General features: G+C 57.7%; 18 protein-coding genes. All 18 read left to right on the forward strand.

The genetic code is table 11. The features are described from left to right. The first annotated feature begins 111 nt into the window (after positions 1 to 111). The 18 genes from KDN35_RS12405 to KDN35_RS12490 all read left to right on the forward strand — a co-directional run bounded on the left by KDN35_RS12405 (position 112) and on the right by KDN35_RS12490 (position 20,477). Positions 112 to 888 carry a prolipoprotein diacylglyceryl transferase gene (locus KDN35_RS12405; protein WP_212132839.1) on the forward strand — a complete coding sequence of 259 codons (777 nt, stop codon included), beginning with the start codon at positions 112 to 114 and terminating at the stop codon, positions 886 to 888. 3 nt (positions 889 to 891) lie between these two features. Next, positions 892 to 2,310 carry a radical SAM protein gene (locus tag KDN35_RS12410; RefSeq protein WP_212132840.1) on the forward strand — a complete coding sequence of 473 codons (1,419 nt, stop codon included), beginning with the start codon at positions 892 to 894 and terminating at the stop codon, positions 2,308 to 2,310. Next, a complete protein-coding gene (locus KDN35_RS12415) occupies positions 2,303 to 2,572 on the forward strand; it encodes a hypothetical protein (protein ID WP_171566265.1) in 270 nt (89 codons plus the stop codon). The genes KDN35_RS12410 and KDN35_RS12415 overlap by 8 nt, the downstream gene beginning before the upstream one ends. Before the next feature lie 284 nt (positions 2,573 to 2,856). Beyond that, positions 2,857 to 3,705: a patatin-like phospholipase family protein gene (locus KDN35_RS12420; RefSeq protein ID WP_171566264.1), complete on the forward strand. Its 849-nt coding sequence runs from the start codon at positions 2,857 to 2,859 to the stop codon at positions 3,703 to 3,705. A gap of 169 nt (positions 3,706 to 3,874) precedes the next feature. Beyond that, positions 3,875 to 4,270, forward strand: coding sequence for a hypothetical protein (locus KDN35_RS12425; protein ID WP_171566343.1), 396 nt, complete (start codon positions 3,875 to 3,877; stop codon positions 4,268 to 4,270). 147 nt (positions 4,271 to 4,417) lie between these two features. Further along, entirely contained in the window at positions 4,418 to 5,035 is a 618-nt protein-coding gene (locus KDN35_RS12430; protein WP_171566263.1) for a SurA N-terminal domain-containing protein, read from the forward strand. Between the two features lie 158 nt (positions 5,036 to 5,193). Further along, the gene (locus KDN35_RS12435) at positions 5,194 to 6,651 is read left to right on the forward strand and encodes an MDR family MFS transporter (RefSeq protein WP_212132841.1); all 1,458 of its coding nucleotides are present in this window, start codon (positions 5,194 to 5,196) and stop codon (positions 6,649 to 6,651) included. A 154-nt stretch (positions 6,652 to 6,805) separates the two neighbouring features. Then, the gene (locus tag KDN35_RS12440) at positions 6,806 to 7,162 is read left to right on the forward strand and encodes a hypothetical protein (protein ID WP_216369454.1); all 357 of its coding nucleotides are present in this window, start codon (positions 6,806 to 6,808) and stop codon (positions 7,160 to 7,162) included. Between the two features lie 413 nt (positions 7,163 to 7,575). Further along, positions 7,576 to 8,619: a cytochrome c oxidase subunit II gene (coxB, locus tag KDN35_RS12445; protein WP_171566260.1), complete on the forward strand. Its 1,044-nt coding sequence runs from the start codon at positions 7,576 to 7,578 to the stop codon at positions 8,617 to 8,619. A 42-nt stretch (positions 8,620 to 8,661) separates the two neighbouring features. Then, positions 8,662 to 10,506, forward strand: coding sequence for a cytochrome c oxidase subunit I (gene ctaD / locus KDN35_RS12450; RefSeq protein WP_171566259.1), 1,845 nt, complete (start codon positions 8,662 to 8,664; stop codon positions 10,504 to 10,506). After that, positions 10,506 to 11,132 (forward strand): cytochrome c oxidase subunit 3, encoded by a 627-nt coding sequence (locus tag KDN35_RS12455; protein WP_171566258.1) that lies wholly within the window; start codon positions 10,506 to 10,508, stop codon positions 11,130 to 11,132. Before ctaD ends, KDN35_RS12455 begins: the two co-directional genes overlap by 1 nt. A 3-nt stretch (positions 11,133 to 11,135) precedes the next feature. Next, positions 11,136 to 11,453: a cytochrome C oxidase subunit IV family protein gene (locus KDN35_RS12460; RefSeq protein WP_212132842.1), complete on the forward strand. Its 318-nt coding sequence runs from the start codon at positions 11,136 to 11,138 to the stop codon at positions 11,451 to 11,453. Positions 11,454 to 11,749: 296 nt separating this feature from the next. Then, positions 11,750 to 12,652, forward strand: a complete 903-nt coding sequence (locus tag KDN35_RS12465; protein ID WP_171566256.1) for a cytochrome c oxidase assembly protein — start codon at positions 11,750 to 11,752, stop codon at positions 12,650 to 12,652. Positions 12,653 to 12,684: 32 nt separating this feature from the next. Beyond that, positions 12,685 to 13,143, forward strand: a complete 459-nt coding sequence (locus KDN35_RS12470; RefSeq protein ID WP_171566255.1) for a DUF420 domain-containing protein — start codon at positions 12,685 to 12,687, stop codon at positions 13,141 to 13,143. A gap of 263 nt (positions 13,144 to 13,406) precedes the next feature. Further along, entirely contained in the window at positions 13,407 to 14,342 is a 936-nt protein-coding gene (cyoE, locus tag KDN35_RS12475; RefSeq protein WP_171566254.1) for a heme o synthase, read from the forward strand. Between the two features lie 105 nt (positions 14,343 to 14,447). Further along, positions 14,448 to 15,362 carry a COX15/CtaA family protein gene (locus tag KDN35_RS12480; RefSeq protein ID WP_171566253.1) on the forward strand — a complete coding sequence of 305 codons (915 nt, stop codon included), beginning with the start codon at positions 14,448 to 14,450 and terminating at the stop codon, positions 15,360 to 15,362. A 220-nt stretch (positions 15,363 to 15,582) separates the two neighbouring features. After that, entirely contained in the window at positions 15,583 to 16,830 is a 1,248-nt protein-coding gene (locus tag KDN35_RS12485; RefSeq protein WP_171566252.1) for a metallophosphoesterase family protein, read from the forward strand. After that, positions 16,827 to 20,477: an AAA family ATPase gene (locus tag KDN35_RS12490; RefSeq protein ID WP_212132843.1), complete on the forward strand. Its 3,651-nt coding sequence runs from the start codon at positions 16,827 to 16,829 to the stop codon at positions 20,475 to 20,477. Before KDN35_RS12485 ends, KDN35_RS12490 begins: the two co-directional genes overlap by 4 nt. Positions 20,478 to 20,541 lie beyond the last annotated feature (64 nt).

Raw genomic sequence — 20,541 nt, forward strand, 5'->3', positions numbered from 1 at the left:
GGGAACGGCACCAGCGGGTGACGGCGGATGGAAGTTTTTGTGTGTCTATGGTGATTTCTTGATATAATATCGTCTAATATGGTTGATATTGAATTTTTCAGGATGATATTCATGACCTTTCCAGTTTTTATTGACGTCGGTCTGCTGCGGCTGCATCCGCACTTTGTGTTTGAGGCGCTGGCGTATTTCATCGGCTTTCGGCTCTATCTGCTGACGCGGCGCAAAGGGCGAATTCCCGTCAACCAGGCGTTTTGGGTGTTGGTCGGGGCCACGCTGGGAGCGGCTATCGGATCCAAACTGCTGTTTTTGCTGGAAGATCCGGCGAGGACGCTGACCCATTGGAACGAATGGACGTATATCATGGGAGGCAAGACGATCGTGGGCGGCCTGTTGGGCGGTTTGATTGGCGTGGAGTTGACAAAACATTGGATCGGTCTGCGCCAATCCACCGGAGACGACATGGTGTTTCCCCTCATCACCGGCATGGCGATTGGCCGGATCGGCTGCTTTTTGACAGGCCTGGACGATCATACCCACGGCATCCCCACCGACTGGATCACCGGCGTGGATTTCGGCGACGGTGTGCCCAGACATCCGACCCAGTTGTACGAAATCACTTTTCTCGGGTTGTTGGCTGTCTTTCTGCTCGCAGTCAAACGGAGGCGAAGGCTTGGCCGATGGGAACTGCCCGAGGGGGCGCTGTTTCAGTGCTTCATGTTTGGCTATCTGAGTTTCCGTTTTCTCGTCGATTTCATCAAACCGACGCCGCACGTCTACCTGGGACTGAACAACATCCAACTGGCGTGTCTGGCCGGACTTGCCTATTACATGTCGCTCATGCGGAAGTGGCCGCGTCGGAAGAGTGTGCCGCTGCACGGAAAGGAGTAAACCATGCCGAAAAACAGACCGTATCTTTTCTACGAACTGACCAACAGCATTTGTTCCCAATGCCTGCGCAAGACAGAAGCCAAAGTCATCTTCGAGGAAGGGCGGGTCTATCTCTGGAAACACTGCCCGCGCCACGGGCGGGAAAAGGTGCTGATCTCCACCGACGTCGACTACTACAAACGCTGCCGGGAATTCCTCAAACCGGCGGAGATGCCGCAGGTGTGGAACACGCCGATTCGCTACGGCTGTCCCTACGACTGTGGGCTCTGCCCGGATCACGAACAGCATAGCTGCCTGACGCTGGTGGAAGTGACAGATCACTGCAACCTGCAGTGCCCTATCTGTTACGCGGAATCGTCTCCAAATAGGACTACCTGGCGCTCGCTTGCGGAGATTGAGCGGATGCTGGATGCGGTCGTCCGCAACGAAGGGGAGCCCGACATCGTTCAGATCAGCGGCGGCGAGCCGACGCTTCACCCGCAGTTTTTTGACATATTGGACATGGCCAAGGCGCGGCCGATTCGTCACCTGATGGTCAACACCAACGGCATTCGGATCGCGCAGGATCGGGAGTTCGTCCGGCGGCTGGCGGCATACATGCCGGGGTTTGAAATCTACCTGCAGTTTGACAGTCTGGAAAAGGAGGCGCTGATGAATCTGCGCGGCGCCGACCTGCGGGAGATTCGCCGTAAAGCCGTCGAGCATCTGAATGAGTTCAACATCTCCACCACGCTGGTGGTGACGCTGAAAAAAGGAGTGAACGACGGGGAAATCGGCAGGGTGATCCAGTACGGGCTGGAGCAGCCTGCCGTGCGCGGCGTCACCTTTCAGCCGATTCAGGCGGCCGGACGGACGGAGGCGTTTGACCCCTCCCGCGACCGGCTGACGCTAAGCGAAGTGCGGCAGAAGATCATCGAACAGTCCGGCGTATTTGCGGCGGAGGACATCATCCCTGTTCCCTGTCATCCCGACTGTCTGGCGATGGGGTATGCGCTCAAGCTGAACGGAAACGTCATCCCGCTGACGGGACTGATTGATCCGCAGATTTTGCTGGAGGGCGGTCGCAACACGATCGTGTTTGAGCAGGACCAGTCACTCCAAGAACGGATCTTCCACCTGTTTTCCACCAGCCATTCACCGCAGTCATCGGCGCTGTCGCTGCGAAGTCTGCTCTGCTGTCTGCCGCAGGTGGCCCTGCCCGACTCGATCGGGTATGAAAACGTGTTTCGGGTCATCATCATGCAGTTTTTGGACGCGCACAATTTTGACGTCCGCTCGGTCAAGAAGTCGTGCGTCCACATCGTCCATCCCGACGGGCGGATCATTCCGTTTGACACCTACAACCTTTTCTATCGGGACGGAAGGGAAGAGGTGCTGAAAGCGTTACGAGACGAACGGCAAATGGAGGATAGACATGTCTGACAAGCCGGTAAATCACGCCACCGATGTGTGGATCGGGGTCGGGATCACGGCCCTGCTGCATCTGCTGTTGTTTATTTATCCGGAAGCCTTTCTGTTCATCGGGGTCAGCCAGCTCGTTTACATGCTGCCGGTAATCGTCGTGACCGCGATGGTGGTTCGCAAGCGAACCGGCATTCTTCAGGGCATGATGCTCGGGATGGGCATTACCTTTTTGTTGAATGTAGCCTGCGTCGGCTTCGTTTTCTTTCAATTTTTATCCTAGGTGGTGACCCGCGTATCGGTTTCTGCTGGTCGCGGTGAAGTAACGACTTTCTCTTGTGAGCGTTAGATGGGGAAATAAGTCCGGAGCAGCCGGGCCGAATCGTATCGAGAAAACGACAAGCACCGTCGATGGCAGACGGTGCTTTTGTTTTTTGCACAAAGTTCGTGGTCGCATGTGTGACGGTGCCCGCTCACTCTTTTGACGACCGCCTGCCCGTGCATGTCTGTGTACATCCCAGAAATACTAACGAAAAGATACCGTCTCGACGGAAGGGAGGACGCAGCATGAGCAGGTTTGGCCTGGTGCTTCAGGGAGGCGGGATGAGAGGCATCTACACGGCCGGTGTGCTGGATTGCTTTCTGGAACATGGCCTGATCGCCCCGTACGTGGTGGCCGTCTCGGCAGGCGCCTGCAATGCACTCACGTATCTGGCGCGGGAGAAAGGACTGGGCAAGTCGATCTACATTGAACACCTGTGCGACATGCGCTTTTTTTCGTGGCGCAACCTGTTCCGCTACGGCTGCATGCTGGGCTTGGACTGTCTCTTTGACGAGATCCGCAGGCACGTACGTCCATTGGCGTTTGATGTCTTTTCCCAGTCCAAGGAAAAGCTGGTGGTCGCGGCCACCAACTTCCAGACGGGGGAGAGCGTCTACTTTTCCAAAGACGAGCACAAGGAATTTCTGCTGGCGGTGCGTGCTTCCTGCAGCATTCCCCTGCTGTCGGGGGTGGTGCAGTACCAGGGGGTGACGCTGTTGGACGGCGGGCTGGCCGACCCAATCCCGATTGAAAAGTCGCTTCAGGATGGCAACGAACGGGTCATTGTCGTGCGAACAGGGACGGAAGAGTACGTCCGGCAGCCGGTCAACCTGTCCTGGCTGGGAGAGCGATTGTTTCCCCGGTACAAAAATCTGGTGCGCGTCTTGTTCGATCATCACCGCCGATACAATGAGGCACTGGCACGGATCAGGTCGCTGCGCGAGGAGAAGCGGGCTTTCGTGATTACGCCAAGCCAACCGGTTCGCATCCGTCGAGTGGAACGCAATCCGGCCGGTCTGCTGGACTTGTACAACCTGGGTTACCAGGATGCAAGCAGGGCGCTGGAGCCGCTCTTTCGCTGGATCGAATCGTGAGGAACGTCCGCAGTCGCGCGCCTCTGTTTTCCCGGCTGTCGACAGGCTCCTGATGGGAGGGGCCTGTTTTGTTGTTGCTGCTGCTCCAAGGGGCGGCGGTACAAGCAAAGCACGGCTGCTTGTCATACATAAAGAGTAGAAGAAGAGGAGGCTGGAGGAGGTGGGAGCCATGACGCCGGGGAAAAATGAGACGGACAGCGCGCAGCGGATTTATCAACGCCTGGACAAGTTTGAGGAACGGATTGACCAGCTGGAAGGAAAAATGTCCGTGGCGACCACATGGCTGGAGCGCATCGAACACCGCCTGGAGAGGATGGAGGAGGTTCGGGCCGAACTGCTGCAGGCAATCACCAAATTGCAGACGGAGCTGGAACTGAAACGGATCACGGACAAGGACTTTATCCTGAAATTGTTGGACCACGACAGAATTGACATGGAACATATTACCAAAATGATCGAGGGAGACAAGGGGAGAAAGCAGGAGCGGTTTTTGCAAATTTGGGCGGTATTGGGGCCAGTGCTTGCCTCCATCATTTCCGCTTTGTTTGCCAAGTATTTTTTATAAGATTACAAGAGTGTCACAGAATCGTCACCTTTGTGGAAAGGTTGTGGAAGCGTGTTTCCATCTTTCTTCCGCAACTGCACTCTATTATAATGACATAATGGACATAAAGGCGTAAGAAGTGCAAAGGAAGAAAGAGAGGACGACCTGATGAAAAAGTTTGATGTATCCATCCTGGCTGCCGCCGTGCTGCTGCTGGCGCTGGCAGTGGTGGGTCTTTCGCAGGGAGAGTCGGAAGATCCGGCTGTCGCCAAGGTGGGAGACGTGACGATCACCGAGTCGCAATTCAGCGACGCGTTGAGACACAAGTACGGAGTACGGGTCATGGACCAATTGATTGCGGATGCGCTGATCACCCAGGAAGCGAAGCAGCAGGGCATCACGATTGACGAAGCGGAACTGAACAAACAGGTGGAGGCGCTGAAGGAGTCGCTTGGTTCGGAGGAAGCATTCCGCCAATCGTTGGAAAAGAAAGGGTACAACGAGCAGACGTTCCGGGAAGCGCTGAAAATCGTAATGCTGAAAGACAAGCTGTTTGACAAGGCGTATCCGGTGACGGAAGAGCACATCAAGGAATACTACGAAAAGAACAAGGAAAAACTGGGCAATCCCGTGCCCGCTCTGGAACAGGTGCGGGAGAAAATCAAGGATAAACTGGCGGGCCAGTTCCGTGCCAAATACGAAGACGAGTGGATAAACGGATTGGAGAAAAAGTACGGCCCGACCTTGTTCGACCCCGTATTGGCGAAGCAGAAAGCGAGCCAATAGGAACAGCGTGGGCGCGCGTGCATGGCGACCTGGGCCTCGAGATTACTGGCGGCACAGGTCGTTCGTTTTGTGTCATCGCATAGCCTAAGGCTGTCCCGCGGGCAGGTTCATGACCGGCGGGAAAAAACGCCGGCAACAGCAAGAGTGGAGGAGCTATGATGAAACGCGTGACAAACAAGCGCAATGTGACCATTGCCGTGATGATCGCCACCTTTTTGGCCGCGATCGAAGGGACGATTGTCAGCACGGCGATGCCCACCATCGTCAGCGATCTGGGAGGACTTCATCTGATCAGTTGGGTGGTGTCCATTTACCTGCTGACGTCGGCGGTCACCACCCCGATTTACGGAAAACTGGCCGACTTGTACGGACGGAAGATTGTGTTCAGCATCGGGGCCAGCCTGTTTCTGATCGGTTCGGTGCTGTCGGGGCTGTCCCAGACGATGGAACAGCTCATCTTGTTCCGCGCCTTCCAAGGGATGGGCGCTGGCGCCATTATCACCATTACCTATACGATTATCGGGGACATCTATCCGTTTGAAGAGCGGGGAAAAGTGCAGGGGTGGATGAGCGGGATCTGGGGCATCTCCGGCATCCTGGGGCCGCTGACCGGGGGCCTGTTGGTAGACTACGTCTCCTGGCACTGGATCTTTTACATGAATCTGCCGTTCGGGCTTGTGTCCATCGCGCTGATCGGGATGTATTTGCACGAGCAGATCGAAAAGAAACGGAAGCATGTCGATTATGCAGGAGTGGCGACGTTTACCTTCAGCATGACCGCGCTGCTGTACGCGCTGTTGAGCGGCGGGACGGATCACCCCTGGGATTCGCCGCTGATCATCGGACTGCTGGTCGCAGCTGCATGCGGCCTTGCACTGTTTTTCTACATCGAGAAAAAGTCGCCTGAACCGATGCTGCCGCTGCAGTTGTTCTCCATCCGTGCCATCAGCGTTGCCAATCTGGCGGGCTTTTTGCTGTCGGCTGTCTTGGTAGCCGTCTCCTTTTATCTGCCGATGTGGATTCAAGGGGTTTACGGTCAGGGCGCGACCGGCTCCGGCCTGACGCTGATTCCGATGTCGATCGGCTGGCCGCTGGGAGCGGCGTGGAGCGGCCGGCTGCTGGCCCGCATCGGGATTCGCACCACCTCGCTGATCGGGGTAATCGCCCTGATTGCAGCGACGCTCTGGCTGGCGTTCATTTCGCCAGAAACGCCGCACGTGGTGCTGTTTGTGATCACCTTTATCGTCGGGTTCGGGTTCGGCTTTGCCTTTACCTCGTTTACCGGCGCTGTCCTGTCCGTCGGTTGGAACCTGCGTGGAGCCGCGATGGCGACCAACACCTTGATCCGGACGCTGGGGCAGACGATCGGCATCGCCCTGTTCGGTCTGATGCTCAACCAGTCGGTACGAGGCATCCAGGGGACGGAGGGGATCGACGTCAACAAAATCCTCAACCCGGAGACGGCCCGACACTTGCCGGCAGACGTGCTGCAGGCGGCGCGGGAAGCGCTGGCCGGCGGGCTGCATCAGATCTTTGTCGTACTGGCGTTGTTGGCAGTCGTCGGTCTGGTGGTGACGCTGGCGTATCCGCGGCAGGAGCGGCAGGAAGCGGCGTAACAGAAGGCTTTCACAGGCGAAAAGCAGTGCCGATTGGGCGGCGACCGTTACCCCTGCGGGTGGTTTGCGCTGCAGGGCAGAGCGGCGGCTTTTCGGCGGGTTAATCGGCAGCAGCGGCGGACATACTGATGGTAGTCCAACAGAAGGAGGAAGGATGCTGGTGGCCGGTTTGCTCCTAAAGCTGTTTGTCTCCCCGGCAGTGGTCGTTCTCGCCGACGCCCTGTTCCCGGAATTGAATTACGCCTCCCTCTATCAGTCGATCGGTGTGGGATTGGTTTTTGCCATTGCCGGACATGTGCTGGAATTGTTTCTGCTGAGGCCCGGCACCTTGTGGCTGAGCACGGCGGTCGATTTTATCGCCGCCTTCCTCATCGTCAACCTGAGCGCCTTTGTCCTGCCCGGGGCACGGATCGCCCCCATTGGCGCCGGTTTTGCCGCCATCCTGCTCGGCGTGGCTGAATACCTGCAGCACCTCTGGCTGATCAGGAGCGGACGAGCGGAAAAGGCGTGACGAGCGAAGCCCTTCGGAAAAGACAAGATGTCTTTCCGAAGGGCTTTTTTGCCGATGGACGCAAAAACTTCCTGGAGGACACGCTACATCCCCTGCTTGTCAACCCATTAAAAAATAGTTTCACAAAATTGTTCATAAATTTGTTAACAGATTTATTACAAATGGCATGGGAGCTTGCAAGAAATTTTTGTATACTAAAGAGGTTACCAGTATAGGTAGGTGTAGGGAATGGCCCTGGCTCTATTTGTTTGTCGCGCTCCGGTTGCTAATACTTTTCAGCATTGGGTATTATAGTGAGGGATAGCAGCAGGCGGAGTGATGGTTGACAGACAAAGGAGTACGAATAAACATTCGGCTGCACGGCAGTTGTGGGCGGAATGTTACCAACACGAAGGAAAGAGGGGTTCAATGGTATGAAGAGTTGGCAACAGTTTTGGCGTCAGCTTTTCCTGTTTGGGTTGTTGGCGCTGACACTTACCGGTTGCGGCATCCAAGAGCTCTCCGCGCTCAAGCCGCAGGGGCCGGTTGCAGCAATGCAGTTCGATCTGATGAAGTTGTCCTTCTTCATCATGACCGGCGTCTTTATCGTTGTTATGCTGATCTTGACTTATGTCCTTATTCGTTATCGCAAGCGCCCAGGACAAGAGGGCATTCCAAAACAGGTGGAGGGCAGTCACACGCTGGAGATCATCTGGACGGCCATTCCGTTCCTGCTTCTGATCATCATGGCTATCCCGACAGTCACCACCGGTTTCGCCCTTTCCAAAGAATACGACAATAAGGAAGCGCTTCAAGTTAACGTAACCGCTCACCAGTTCTGGTGGGAGTTCGAGTATCCGGATCTCGGCGTAGCTACCGCGCAGGATCTGGTGCTGCCGGTGGGCAAAAAGATTCAATTCACCCTGAACACCGCCGACGTGATCCACGCGTTCTGGATTCCGGCGCTGGGCGGTAAAATGGACACCAACCCTGGTATGGAAAACAAAATGTGGCTGCAGGCCGACAGAACCGGAACCTTCTACGGCAAATGCGCCGAGCTGTGCGGGACGTCCCATGCTCTGATGGATTTCAAAGTGGACGTAGTGGAACAGGCCGAATTCGACGAGTGGGTACAGAGAATGAAAGCAGCGCAGACTGCCGAACCGCAGAATGCTACCGCCCGTGCCGCAGAAGGCCAAGCTATTTTCGAAAAGAGCTGTTTGGGCTGCCACGCTGTAGGCGGCAAAGGCGGAAAACTGGGGCCGAACCTTACCAACTTTGCCGACCGCATGCGCGTGGCGGGCATTAAACCGAACGAACCGCAATACCTCGCAGAGTGGTTGAAAGACCCGCAAGGCATGAAGCCGGGCAACACCATGCCAAACCTCAACCTGGATGATAATCAGGTGAATGCGCTGGTTGATTACCTGTACACGCTCAGCGTGAAGGACGAGGCACAGAACAGTAACAAACAGTAAGTGACCGTCATGAGGCAGTGACGCAAAAAAGGAGGTAAAACCGTGTCTGCACATGCTTCTCATGCACCCAAGCGGTCAGGGCTGTGGGATTGGCTCACGACAGTGGACCACAAGAAAATCGCGATCCTGTACCTGATTGCCGGCGGGATTTTCTTCCTGGCCGGCGGGATTGAGGCCCTGCTGATTCGTTTGCAATTGATGTATCCGGAGCTTAACGTCGTCGGTGCCAAGACGTTTAACGAACTGATTACCATGCACGGCACCACGATGATCTTCCTGGCGGTCATGCCAGTGATTTTCGCCCTGATGAATGCGGTTGTACCGCTGCAAATCGGTGCGCGTGACGTTGCGTTTCCGTTTGTCAACGCACTCGGTTTCTGGCTCTTTTTCTTCGGTGGCGTGCTTCTCAACACCAGTTGGTTTTTGGGCGGTGCGCCTGACGCGGGCTGGACGTCTTACACGACACTGGCCCTCAATGAATACAGCGGACGCGGGATCGACTTTTACGTGCTCGGTCTGCAAATCGCCGGTCTTGGTACCCTGATCGGTGGTATCAACTTCCTGGTGACGATCATCAACATGCGCGCGCCGGGTATGACCTTCATGCGCATGCCGCTGTTTACCTGGGCGTCCTTCGTGACCTCCGGTTTGATTCTGTTCGCATTCCCGGCGATCACCGTCGGTCTGGTACTGTTGATGTTTGACCGCTTGTTTGGGGGTAACTTCTTCAACACGGATGCCGGCGGTAACGTTCTGATCTGGCAGCATCTGTTCTGGATTTTCGGTCACCCCGAAGTGTACATCCTGATTCTGCCTGCGTTTGGTATCATTTCTGAGGTCGTAAGTACCTTCTCGAGAAAGCGTCTGTTTGGTTACAGCTCCATGGTATTCGCGACCGCGCTGATCGGTTTCCTCGGCTTCATGGTGTGGGCGCACCACATGTTCACTGTCGGTATGGGGCCGATTGCCAACATTCTGTTTGGTCTGGCGACGATGTTGATTGCGGTGCCGACCGGTATCAAAATCTTCAACTGGCTGTTCACCATGTGGGGCGGTCAAATCCGTTTCACCGCGGCAAACCTGTTCGCCGTCGGATTCATTCCGACCTTTACCATTGGCGGTATGACTGGTGTAATGCTGGCGAATCCGCCTGCTGACTACCAATACCACGACAGCTATTTCGTCGTCGCACACTTCCACTACGTAATCGTAGGGGGTCTCGTATTTGGTTTGTTTGCCGGCCTCTACTACTGGTGGCCAAAAATGTTCGGCAAAATGCTGAACGAAACGCTTGGGAAATGGAACTTCTGGACGTTCTTTGTCGGGTTCCACCTGACCTTCTTCCCGCAGCACTTCCTGGGTCTGATGGGGATGCCGCGCCGCGTCTACACCTTCCTGGCCGGTCAAGGTCTGGAATTGGGTAACTTTATCAGTACGATCGGCGTATTTGGCATGAGCATCGGTACGATTCTGTTCCTGGTGAACGTAGCCGTTACCGCGAAAAGCGGCAAACGCGCTCCGGCCGACCCGTGGGATGGCCGCACGCTGGAATGGTCGATTCCGTCTCCGCCGCCGGAGTACAACTTTGCGCAAACGCCGCTGGTACGCGGTCTGGACGCACTGTGGGTAGAAAAAATGGCGGGCAACAAAGGCATGACTCCGGCCGAACCGCTGGGCTCCATCCACATGCCATCCGGTTCCTTCCTGCCGTTCGTCATGTCTGTGGGACTGTTTATCGCCGGTTTCGGGTTCATGTATCACAACTACGTGGTCGTCGTCATCGGCTTGGCAATCACCTTTGCGTGCATGCTGCTGCGTTCGATCAATGACGACCCGGGCTATCACATTGAACCGGATGAGATCGAAGAGAAGGGGGTTAAGGCGTAATGGCTACACATCACGTACATGCGGTTCTGCCTGACGAACCGGAAAAAGCCACCCTGGAAGGGAAGAACAAGATCCTTGGCTTCTGGCTCTTCCTCGGCGGGGAAACCATTCTCTTCGGTTCCCTGTTCGCGACATTCATCGCTCTGCGCGATCAGAACAACGGCGGCCCTACGTCGCAAGAGCTCTTCGACATGCCGCTCGTGGCGCTTGCCACCCTGCTGCTCTTGACCAGTTCGCTAACCAGCGTGTTCGCGGTGCTGGCAATGCACAAGAAGAACCTGAAACAGCTGCAGGCCTGGCTGACCGTGACGGTCCTGCTTGGCCTTGGCTTCCTCGGTCTGGAGATTTACGAGTTTATGCACTACTACCATGAAGGACACAAGATTTCCTCCAGCGCGTTTGGTTCGGCGTTCTACACGCTGGTCGGCTTCCACGGGGGCCACGTGCTGTTCGGGATTCTCTGGATTGTCACCTTGCAGTTGGCGGCTGTGAAAAAAGGCCTGACAGTGGTGACCGCTCCGAAGTTTTACGTCGCCAGCCTGTACTGGCACTTCATCGACGTCGTGTGGGTGTTCATTTTTACCGTGGTCTATCTCATGGGAATGATCGGTGGAAAGGTGGGATAATCGATGGGAGCACATACGCACAATGAAGAAGTACGCAAACCCAAAGTGAAAAAGGAAAGGGCGAAGAACCACATTGTCGCCTTTATCGCTTCCCTCGTGCTCACCGCCCTCGCTTTCATCGCTGTCGCGTATGAGGTAGTGCCGAGCGGCTTTACCGTACCCTTTATCATCGGTCTGGCGTTTGTTCAGGCACTGTTCCAGCTGTTCTTCTGGATGCACATGGACCAAAAGGGACACGAGTTTGCGCGCATCTCGATTTTTGCCGGTGTGTTCTTCGTGCTGGCATTCGTGATCGTATTCGTGTTGTGGGTATGGGTGTAACAAATTGATACAGAAGAAAGGGCAGACGAAAAAGTCTGCCCTTTTAGCATGTAGACAAAGTCCGTGGCGCATGGGTGATCGGGCCCGCTCGCTCTCTTGACGCCCAGCAAAGAAGTGGATGATGTCCGCTCCAAAACGCGACGCGGGCAGGGGCGTGGCCGACAGTGGACGTGCTGCCAACAGCCGAATATTTGTGCGAGTTTGTTCATTTTTACAAGACCAAGAAAGCGCAAATTCGCGGTATAATGAAGTTTAAATGGAGGGCACCCTTTCTAGTAAGAAAGGAGTAGGGATACATGCATAACCACCATCAGCATCACAACGCGGCCGATACGGGGATCGGCTCGTTTTCCGATCTGTGGAATCCGGAAGTCCTGCTGATCACCCTGCTTTTGGTCATCCTGTACTTTCTGGTGACCGGACCGCTGCGCAGCCGCTTTGATGGCGCAGAGCCAGTGACCGGGAAGAAAAAGACCGTCTTTGTCCTGGCGATGGTGATCTTATACGCGGCAGCAGGCAGTCCGATCAACTACCTGGGGCACCATTACCTGTTCAGCATGCACATGCTGCAGATGGCGCTGTTGTTCATTGCGCTGCCGCCAATGATCATGCTGGGCATTCCGGGCTGGCTGTGGGCTGTCATGTTCCGCAACCGGGGGATGCAGGCCGTCCTTCGTTTTTGCACCCGACCGGTGGTAGCAGCACTTCTGTTCAACAGCCTGCTTTCCTTTTATCACTTTCCGGAGGTTCTGGACTATGCAGCCCAGAACCACAACTGGATGAACGCCATTCACGCGGTGATCTTTCTTGCTGCCTTCTGCATGTGGTGGCCGATCGTGAACCCGCTTCCCGTGCAGGAGAAGCCGTTGGAAGGACTGCGGAAAGTGGCGTATCTGTTCCTCAATGGCGTCCTGATTACGCCGTCTTGTGCCCTGATCATTTTCGCGAGTGAACCGCTGTATCAAAGCTACATGAATGCGCCGCTGCTGTTTCCGAGCCATACCGCCTTTGCGGATCAGCGCCTGGGCGGCATCATCATGAAGCTGGTGCAGGAAGGAGTATACAGCTCAGTGCTGGCATACATCTTCTTCCAATGGTACAAGCAGGAGAAACAAAACGATTTGCCAATGGATCAGCAGGCGCCCAGACCGCAATTGGGCGATCTGGCTGCGTCCGGCGCAGATCAGGGAAACGCATAACAGACATTAGCGGACAATTTGAGGTGTAAGTCATGTCGATCATTCTCCCGACCATCAGTACGTCTTTTATTGCCATCAGCGGCATTCTTGTCGCGTTCGGCTGGTACTACATCAGCCGCCGCCGGACGGAAACGCACATCAAGCTGATGACATGGGCGGCCATTTTCGCCACCCTTTTCTTTATCACTTACGTGTCCCGTACTGCCTTCGTGGGCAATACGCAATTTGGCGGTCCGGACAACATTCGCATCTTTTATCAAATTTTTCTGCTCTTCCACATTGTGTTGGCCACGGTGGGGGGCGTGATGGGACTGGTTACTCTTTACTACGGGTACAAAAAGCAGTACGCGAAGCACAAAAAAATCGGCCCCTGGACTTCGATAGTCTGGTTTGGCTCAGCGATCACGGGCGTAACCGTATACACCTTGCTGTACTTGATATATCCGGGCGGTGAAACAGCCGGGGTGCTGGACGTCATCTTCGGCAAATAAGCGCCTGTTGAAATTTTGTCAAGAATATCGGCGTTTTGGATTTGCTTATTCTGATACAATGACGGTAATCGCAGCGCAACCACAGTTGCGGGCGCACTCTCGCACCTCGCAGGTTGACTTGTCAGGACTAGTTTCGTTACAATGTAAGCTGATTTATTCGCCGAAACGAATATGTGTGAGAGATTCGGGCCGCCGCTTCCTCGTCAGAAGCGGTATGCCCATGTAAAGGGATGTTTGCACAAATGAGACAGGAGGTACGAAACGTGGACCAGCAAGTGACGATGCAGGAATCGCTCAATACCGATTCCGCCATGCCGCCCCAACCGGTGCAGCAGGCTACTTGGCGCGATTACGTGCAGCTCACCAAACCGGGCATCACCATGTCGAACCTGATGGCTACATTTACCGGTCTATGGCTGGCTTCCCACGGTTTTCCCGATTGGAAACTGGCACTGTTCACCATGCTCGGCACCGCCTTGGTGATCATGTCTGGTGCGGCACTGAACAACTACTACGACCGTGAGCTAGATCAAAAGATGAAACGCACCAAGGACCGCGGACTGGCGGCCGGGCGCATTCACCCCCGTCATGCGCTGCTGATCGGTATTGTGTTCCTGCTTGTTGGTCTGGTCGTGCTGGCTGTCTTTGCCAACCCGTTGGCAGCGGTGTGGGGCTTGATCGGTCATATTTTCTATGTGTTGATCTACACACCGCTCAAGCGCGTCACCACTCTGAACACCGTTATCGGCGGCGTTTCCGGTGCGGCTCCCCCGGTTATCGGCTGGGTGGCGGTCACCAACAACATGGACCCGAGCGCGTGGTTGCTGTTTTTGATTCTGTTCCTGTGGCAGCCGCCCCATTTCCTGGCGTTGGCCATGCTGAAAACGGAAGATTACCGAGCAGGCGGCATTCCGATGCTGCCAGTGGTCAAAGGGTTTGCCGAGACAAAACGGCAGATGTTCCTGTGGGGCTCCGTGCTGCTGCCGGCCTCGCTGCTGCTGTTCGTGTACGGCAACGTTGGCTACCTCTATCTGGCAGTCATGGCAGTCATGGGCGTGCTGTACATCGTATTTCTGTATCAGGGCTTCCATACCAAGGATGACTTGGCGTGGGCGCGCAAGCTGTTCGGATTTTCCATTCTGTACCTGACCGTATTCTGCGCGGCCGTCGTCGTCAGCACGATGATCGCGAACTTTTGACACTTAACGCTCACAAATGGCAACGGAACATCCCTTGCATGGCGGGGGATGTTTTACTATTGTAAAGAGGGACAACAATAATTTATTCGAGCTAGGTGTTCACAGATGGAAAAATGGCTGAAAACGCTGGCTGTCGTTGCCACGCTCGTCATGTTGGGCGTGATGATTGGCGGCTCGCTGGTAACAAAGACCGAATCGGGTTTGGGATGCGGGAACGACTGGCCGCTCTGCAACGGCAAATGGGTCCCGGAATACACGTTGGAATCGTTGATTGAATACATGCACCGGTTTGTCACAGGGATTGCCGGCATCGTGGTCGGGGTGTTTTCCGTGATGGCATGGCGTCACTACCGGGGCAACCGGGAAGTGCGCAACCTGGCCATTTTTGGCGTGTTCTTTATCGTCCTGGAGTCCATATTGGGAGCATCCGCGGTGATCTGGCCGCAGTCGTCCGGGGTGCTCGCGCTGCATTTTGGATTCTCCCTGCTGGCCTTCACCGGTGTCTTTTTGTTAAGCCTGTTTGTGCTGCAGCGGGACAAGCGGGAAAAATGGGTGCAGATGCCCGTCTCCAAGGGATTTCGCAATTACATCTGGGGTGTGACCGCGTACGCCTATGGCGTCGTTTATCTGGGCGCCTATGTTCGCCATACGGGTTCCAGCATGGGATGCAGTGACTGGCCTCTCTGCCAGGGCAGGCTGATTCCCGACCTGGTGGGTCAGACCGGCATTCACTTCGCACACCGGGCGGCTGCTGCCGTGCTGTTCCTGCTGGTCCTGGGCGCCATGATCTACGCCGTTCGCCATTTCAAGGAGAAGCGGCACGACCTGTACGTGGCGAGCATCCTGGCCTTCGTGCTGACGGCGCTGCAGATCCTGAGCGGCGGGTTGGTCGTGCTGTTCCAACTGCATTTGTACGCGACCTTGTTCCACTCGCTGGTCATTACCTGTCTGTTTGGCGTCATCAGTTACATGTGCGTGCAGTCGCTCAAACAGCCGCACAAGTCCACTGTTCGTCACTGACAAGTGAAAACGAGCGAAGCCGCCATTCGGCCGTATGCCGAGTGTGCGGCTTTTTGCTTGTGAGGCGATGATTTCCGCTCTGGTCGGAAAAATCCCTCCTTACCGCAGGAACCGGCGGACGGAGATGCCCGGCAAACAGTCACAGCAGCTTTTTCTTGCCGCGTCCTGCTTTGCTTTTGTTACAATAAAAGCAAACACATGATCGGGAAAGGGTGAAAGCATGCGCATTTTACATACGGCCGACTGGCATTTTGGGCGGCAGTTGGAAGGACGCGACCGACGCGCGGAGCAGGCTGCGTTTGTGGACGAGCTGTGCCGGATCGCGGACGAGCGGGAAGTCCACCTGGTGCTGGTCGCCGGAGACGTGTACGATTCGGTCAATCCGCCGGCCTGGGCGGAAGAGCTGTTTTACGAAGCGCTGGAGCGGTTGTCGGCGGGGGGAAGGCGCGGCGTGATCGTCATTGCCGGGAACCATGACCAGCCGGAGCGTGTACGCGCGGCCGCACCGCTCGCCTCCAAGCACGGGATCGTCCTGCTCGGCCTGCCCAAGGAAGCGCCGCTTTTGTCCGGGCCGGAGGCATCGCCACAGCGCGTGCGCGTCGTGGACGGAGGGCCGTCGTGGCTGGAGCTGGCTGTGCCGGATGTCGACCATCACGCGGTCGTGTTGGCTTTGCCGTATCCGTCGGAATCGCGGCTGAAAGAGCTGGTGAGCGAGACGTTCACGCCGGAGCAGATGCAGCTCGCCTTTTCCGAGCGGATTCAGACGCTGTTTGCCGAGTTGGCCGGCCGGTTTCGCGAGGATACCGTCAATCTGGTGATGAGCCATCTCTTTGTCATGGGCGGCAAGGAAACCGAATCGGAGCGGCCGATTCAGATCGGCGGGGCGCTGACCGTTTCACCGGATGCCTTCCCGCCGCAGGCCCATTACGTGGCGCTTGGCCACCTGCACCGCCTGCAAAAACTGGGGGAGCGCCCCCTGATCCGCTACAGCGGTTCGCCGCTGGCGTACAGTTTTTCCGAAGCCGGCCAAAGCAAGGCTGTCGTACTGGTGGAGATCGTTCCAGGCGGAGAAGTGCGGGAAGAGATCGTCTACCTGCAAAGCGGCAAGCCGCTCGCCCGCTGGAAGGCGACGGAGGGCATCGCCCAGGTGGAACGCTGGCTGGAAGAAGGACGAGACGCGGGCGCATGGATCGATCTGGAACTGCACGTGTCAGAAGTGATCGATCCCGCCGAATTTCAGCGGCTGCGCAAACTGAGCGACGATTTTGTCAGCATTCGGCGCGTGGTGGTGCAGAGCGAGCGGGAACAAGCGCAGGAAGAAACGCGGACCGAGCTGGCGGAATTGCAGCCTGACCAGCTTTTTCGCCGCTTTTTCGAGCGCAGGCGGGGCGCGCAGCCTGACGAGCGGCTGGTCGAACTCTTTCTCCGCCTGCTGACGGAAGAATCCAGGGAGGAGGAGACGGGATGAAGCCGATACGCTTGAAGCTGGCCGGCCTGCACAGCTATCGGGAGATGCAGGAAGTGGATTTTGAGACGCTCTGCGAGGCCGGATTGTTCGGGATCTTCGGCCCGACCGGGAGCGGCAAATCGACGATTCTCGATGCCATCACGCTGGCCCTGTACGGACAGGTCGTCCGGCAGGGAGGGGGCAGCCATCCCAAGGATGTGCTGAACCAACTGGAGCAGCGGGTGTTCGTCTCGTTTACCTTTGAACTGGGCAAAGCGGGCGAACGGCGGCGGTACACGATCGAGCGGGAATTTGGCCTGGACAAGAAGGGCAAACGTCGTCCCCCGGAGGTGCGGCTTATCCAATGCGGTCAAACGCCGGACGAACAGGACGTGGTGCTGGAGTCCAGAGCGAAGGAGGCCACAGCGGCCGTCGAGGAATTGATCGGCCTGACGCTGCAGGACTTTACCCGCGCCGTGGTGCTGCCGCAGGGGCAGTTTTCCCGCTTTTTGACGTTGAAGGGCAGCGAGCGAAACGAGATGCTGCAGCGGATGTTTCATTTACATATCTACGGAGAAAAGCTGAATGAAAGTGTGCGCGCCGCGCTGGAGAAGACGCGGGCAAGGCTGCACGAGCTGCAGTTGGAGGCGGCGTCCTTGGGCGATGCCGGCCCGACAGCGCTGCAAGCGGCCCGGGAAGCGCTGGAGGAAGCGGCCCGACAGGAGCAGGTCTACGCGGAACAAAAGCAGGAGCTGGCTGAGAAAATAAAGGAAATGGAACAGCTCTACCAGTGGCAGCAGGAGCTTGAGCGCGTGCGGCAACGGCTGGACACGCTGATGGCCCGGCAGACGGAAGCGGATGAGTGGAAGGCCCGGATCGCCGAATGGGAGGCCAGCGTGCGCCTCTGGCCGCTGGTGCAGCAGTGGGAGCGGCTGGAGGCAGAGTGGACAGAAGCGGCGCAGAAGCTGGAGCAGAGCCGCCGCGAACAAGAAACTGCCCGACAGGCACACGAAGCAGCCGAGAGCGAGTACCAGCGCTGCCAGAGCGCGCTCATGCAGGAAGAGCCGCTCTTGATCGAACAAAAAAGCAGGCTGATTCAGGCCGCGGAGTGGGAGACAGAGCTGGCGGCGCTGCGAGACGAGTTAACCGTTCTGGAGCGGGAGCAGCGGGCGGTAAGCGAGCAGTTGGCCGGGACAACACGACAGTTGGCCGAGGTGGAAGCGGCACTTGAAGACGGAGAACGCGAGTGGCAGCAGCTGACCGAACAGCTGGCTGCGGCTGTCGTGACGCCGGAGTGGCGCGATCGCTTGACGGCAGCGCGGGAGGCCAAACAGCACTGGGAACGGGAGATCAACGCGCGTCGCGAGCTGGAGGCCGAGCTTTCCAGCGTGGAACGGGAGCAGCAGGAGGCAGCTGCCGAGGCAGAGAGACTGCGCGCCAGCTGGGAAGCAAGCGCGGCTCGGCTGGCTGAGGTGCGCAAACAGCTGGACGTGCAACACGCACAGCCGCTGATGTCGGACGCGGAATGGGAGCATGCCCGCGATACGCTGGGGCAGATCAAGCAGCTGGGACGCCAATGGCGGGACCTGCTTCAGCAGCTGGCCGGCTGGCAGGAGAAGTGGCAGGCCGCTGTGCGGGAAGGCGAACAAGCTGAAGCCCGTTGCCGTAATCTGGAGGCGGCGTGGCAGAAGGAGGACGTGCGTCTCGCCCAACTGCAGGCGGAGCGTGACCGGCTTCGCGAGGAATGGGAGCGCTGGCAGGAAGCAAACATGGCTCGCCTGCTCCGCGAGCGTTTGGCGGAGGGCGAACCCTGTCCGGTCTGCGGTTCGGCGCACCATCCCCGGGCGGTGTCCGGCAGTGCCGACAGCGCAAACGGCGAACAGGACGGCCGTGAACTGCGCGAGCGGGCAAAAGCTGTGGAGGAGGCGCTCCGGGAAGCGGAGCGGCAGCTCAGGACCGCCTATGAAGCGCTGCAGGCGGCCAAGGCAGAGCAAAGTGCCGTGAAACAGCGCCAGGACGTGCTGCGGGAAGAGCGGGAAGCGCTGGAACAGCGAATCACTGCCGTCCGGCAGGAGTGCGCAAGCTACGGCGACAAGTGGAAAGCGGGCAGCATCGAGGAACTGCTGGAAGCCTATCGGCGGGAAGACGCCGCGCTGCGGGAGCAGGCCGCTCGCCGGGAACAGCTTGCAGCCGAGCGGGAACGGCTGCAGCAGCAGGCGGATGCGCTGCGTGAACAGGAGGCGGAAGAGCGCCGCCGCTACGAACGGATCACCGTGCTGACGGAGCAGCTTCACCGCAAGCAGGCGGAGATGCGGGAGCGCATGCAAGCGGCCGATTTCCGGGTCGCCCAGGCAAGAGAAGCGCTCGATGCGAAGCGGGGCGACCTGCCGGTGGAGGAGATCGAGCGGCAGTTTGCGGAGATTGGCCGAAAAGACCGGGAAACGAACCGGCTGCAGCAGATTCGCTCCGAACAGGAAGCGCAGATGCAGCAACTGCGCAGCCGCCGGGAAGCGGCTGCATCGGCACGCGCGGAACTGCTGGCCCGGGAAGCTACCCTGCGTGAACGGCATGACGACCGAAACCGGCTGTGGGAGCAAAAACAGGCCCAGTGGCAGGAGCGAACCGGCGGCACGCCGGCCAGCGAGCGGCTCACTCTCATAGAGCGGTCCCTGTCGGCGCTGCGCGAGGCGCTCACGGCGGCGGAAGAGCGGCGCAGACAGACTGCAGAGGCGAGGGAGCGGGTGCAGAGCGATCTGGTCAAGCATTCGGAGATGTACGCCGTGCTTACCCGGCAGCGGGCAGAGGCTGCGGAAGAACTGCAGCGCGCGCTCATGGAGAGCGGCATCGGCACGGCCGAACGCGTCAGGGAACTGTACGGGGAAAAGGAACTGCTGCCCCAGTACCAGGAGCGGCTTGCCGCCTTTGAAAGCGAATGGGCCCGTCTCCGCTACGACGAAGAGCGGCTCGTGCAGGCGCTGGACGGCCGTACGGTCAGCAGCGAGGACTGGCAGGCGGCAAAGCAGGCCTGGGACGAGTGGGAACAGGCGTATCACACAGCCAAAGAACAGGTGGCGGTCGCCCGGCAGGCGTATGCCTCCATCGAGGAGAACCACGGCAAGTGGCAGGAACTGCAAAAGCTGCTGGAGGCGGAGACGGACGAGCTGAGCAGGCTGGAGGAATTGAAAAAGCTGTTGGAAGGAAAAGCGTTTGTCCAGTTTATCGCGGAAGAGAAGCTGGCCTCGATTGCCCGCGACGCCTCCCATCACCTGAAGCGGATGACCAAGAACCGCTACGCGCTGGAGATCGGCGACGAAGGCGAATTCGTGCTGCGCGACGAAGGAGCCGGAGGCCTGCGGCGTCCCGTCAGTACACTGTCGGGCGGGGAGACGTTCCTGACGTCGCTCGCGCTGGCGCTGGCGCTTTCGATGGAAATCCAGATGCGCGGCGGCCGCCTGGAGTTCTTTTTCCTGGACGAAGGGTTCGGGACGCTGGACCCCGAGCTGCTGGAAGTGGTGATGGACGCGCTGGAACGCCTGCGCATGGAGGACTTTACCATCGGTGTGATCAGCCACGTGCCGGAGATTCGCGTGCGCGTGCCGCGCCGTTTGATCGTGACGCCGGCTGAACCGCTGGGAGAAGGCAGCAAAATCAGCATGGAAGTGGAATAAAGGCGCCGGCACATGTAACGGTGCAGCCGTGGGAGCCAGGTGGGCAGGCATGTATGGCGCCCCT

This window comes from Brevibacillus sp. NL20B1, assembly GCF_018195675.1.
Lineage (GTDB): Bacteria > Bacillota > Bacilli > Brevibacillales > Brevibacillaceae > Brevibacillus > Brevibacillus aydinogluensis.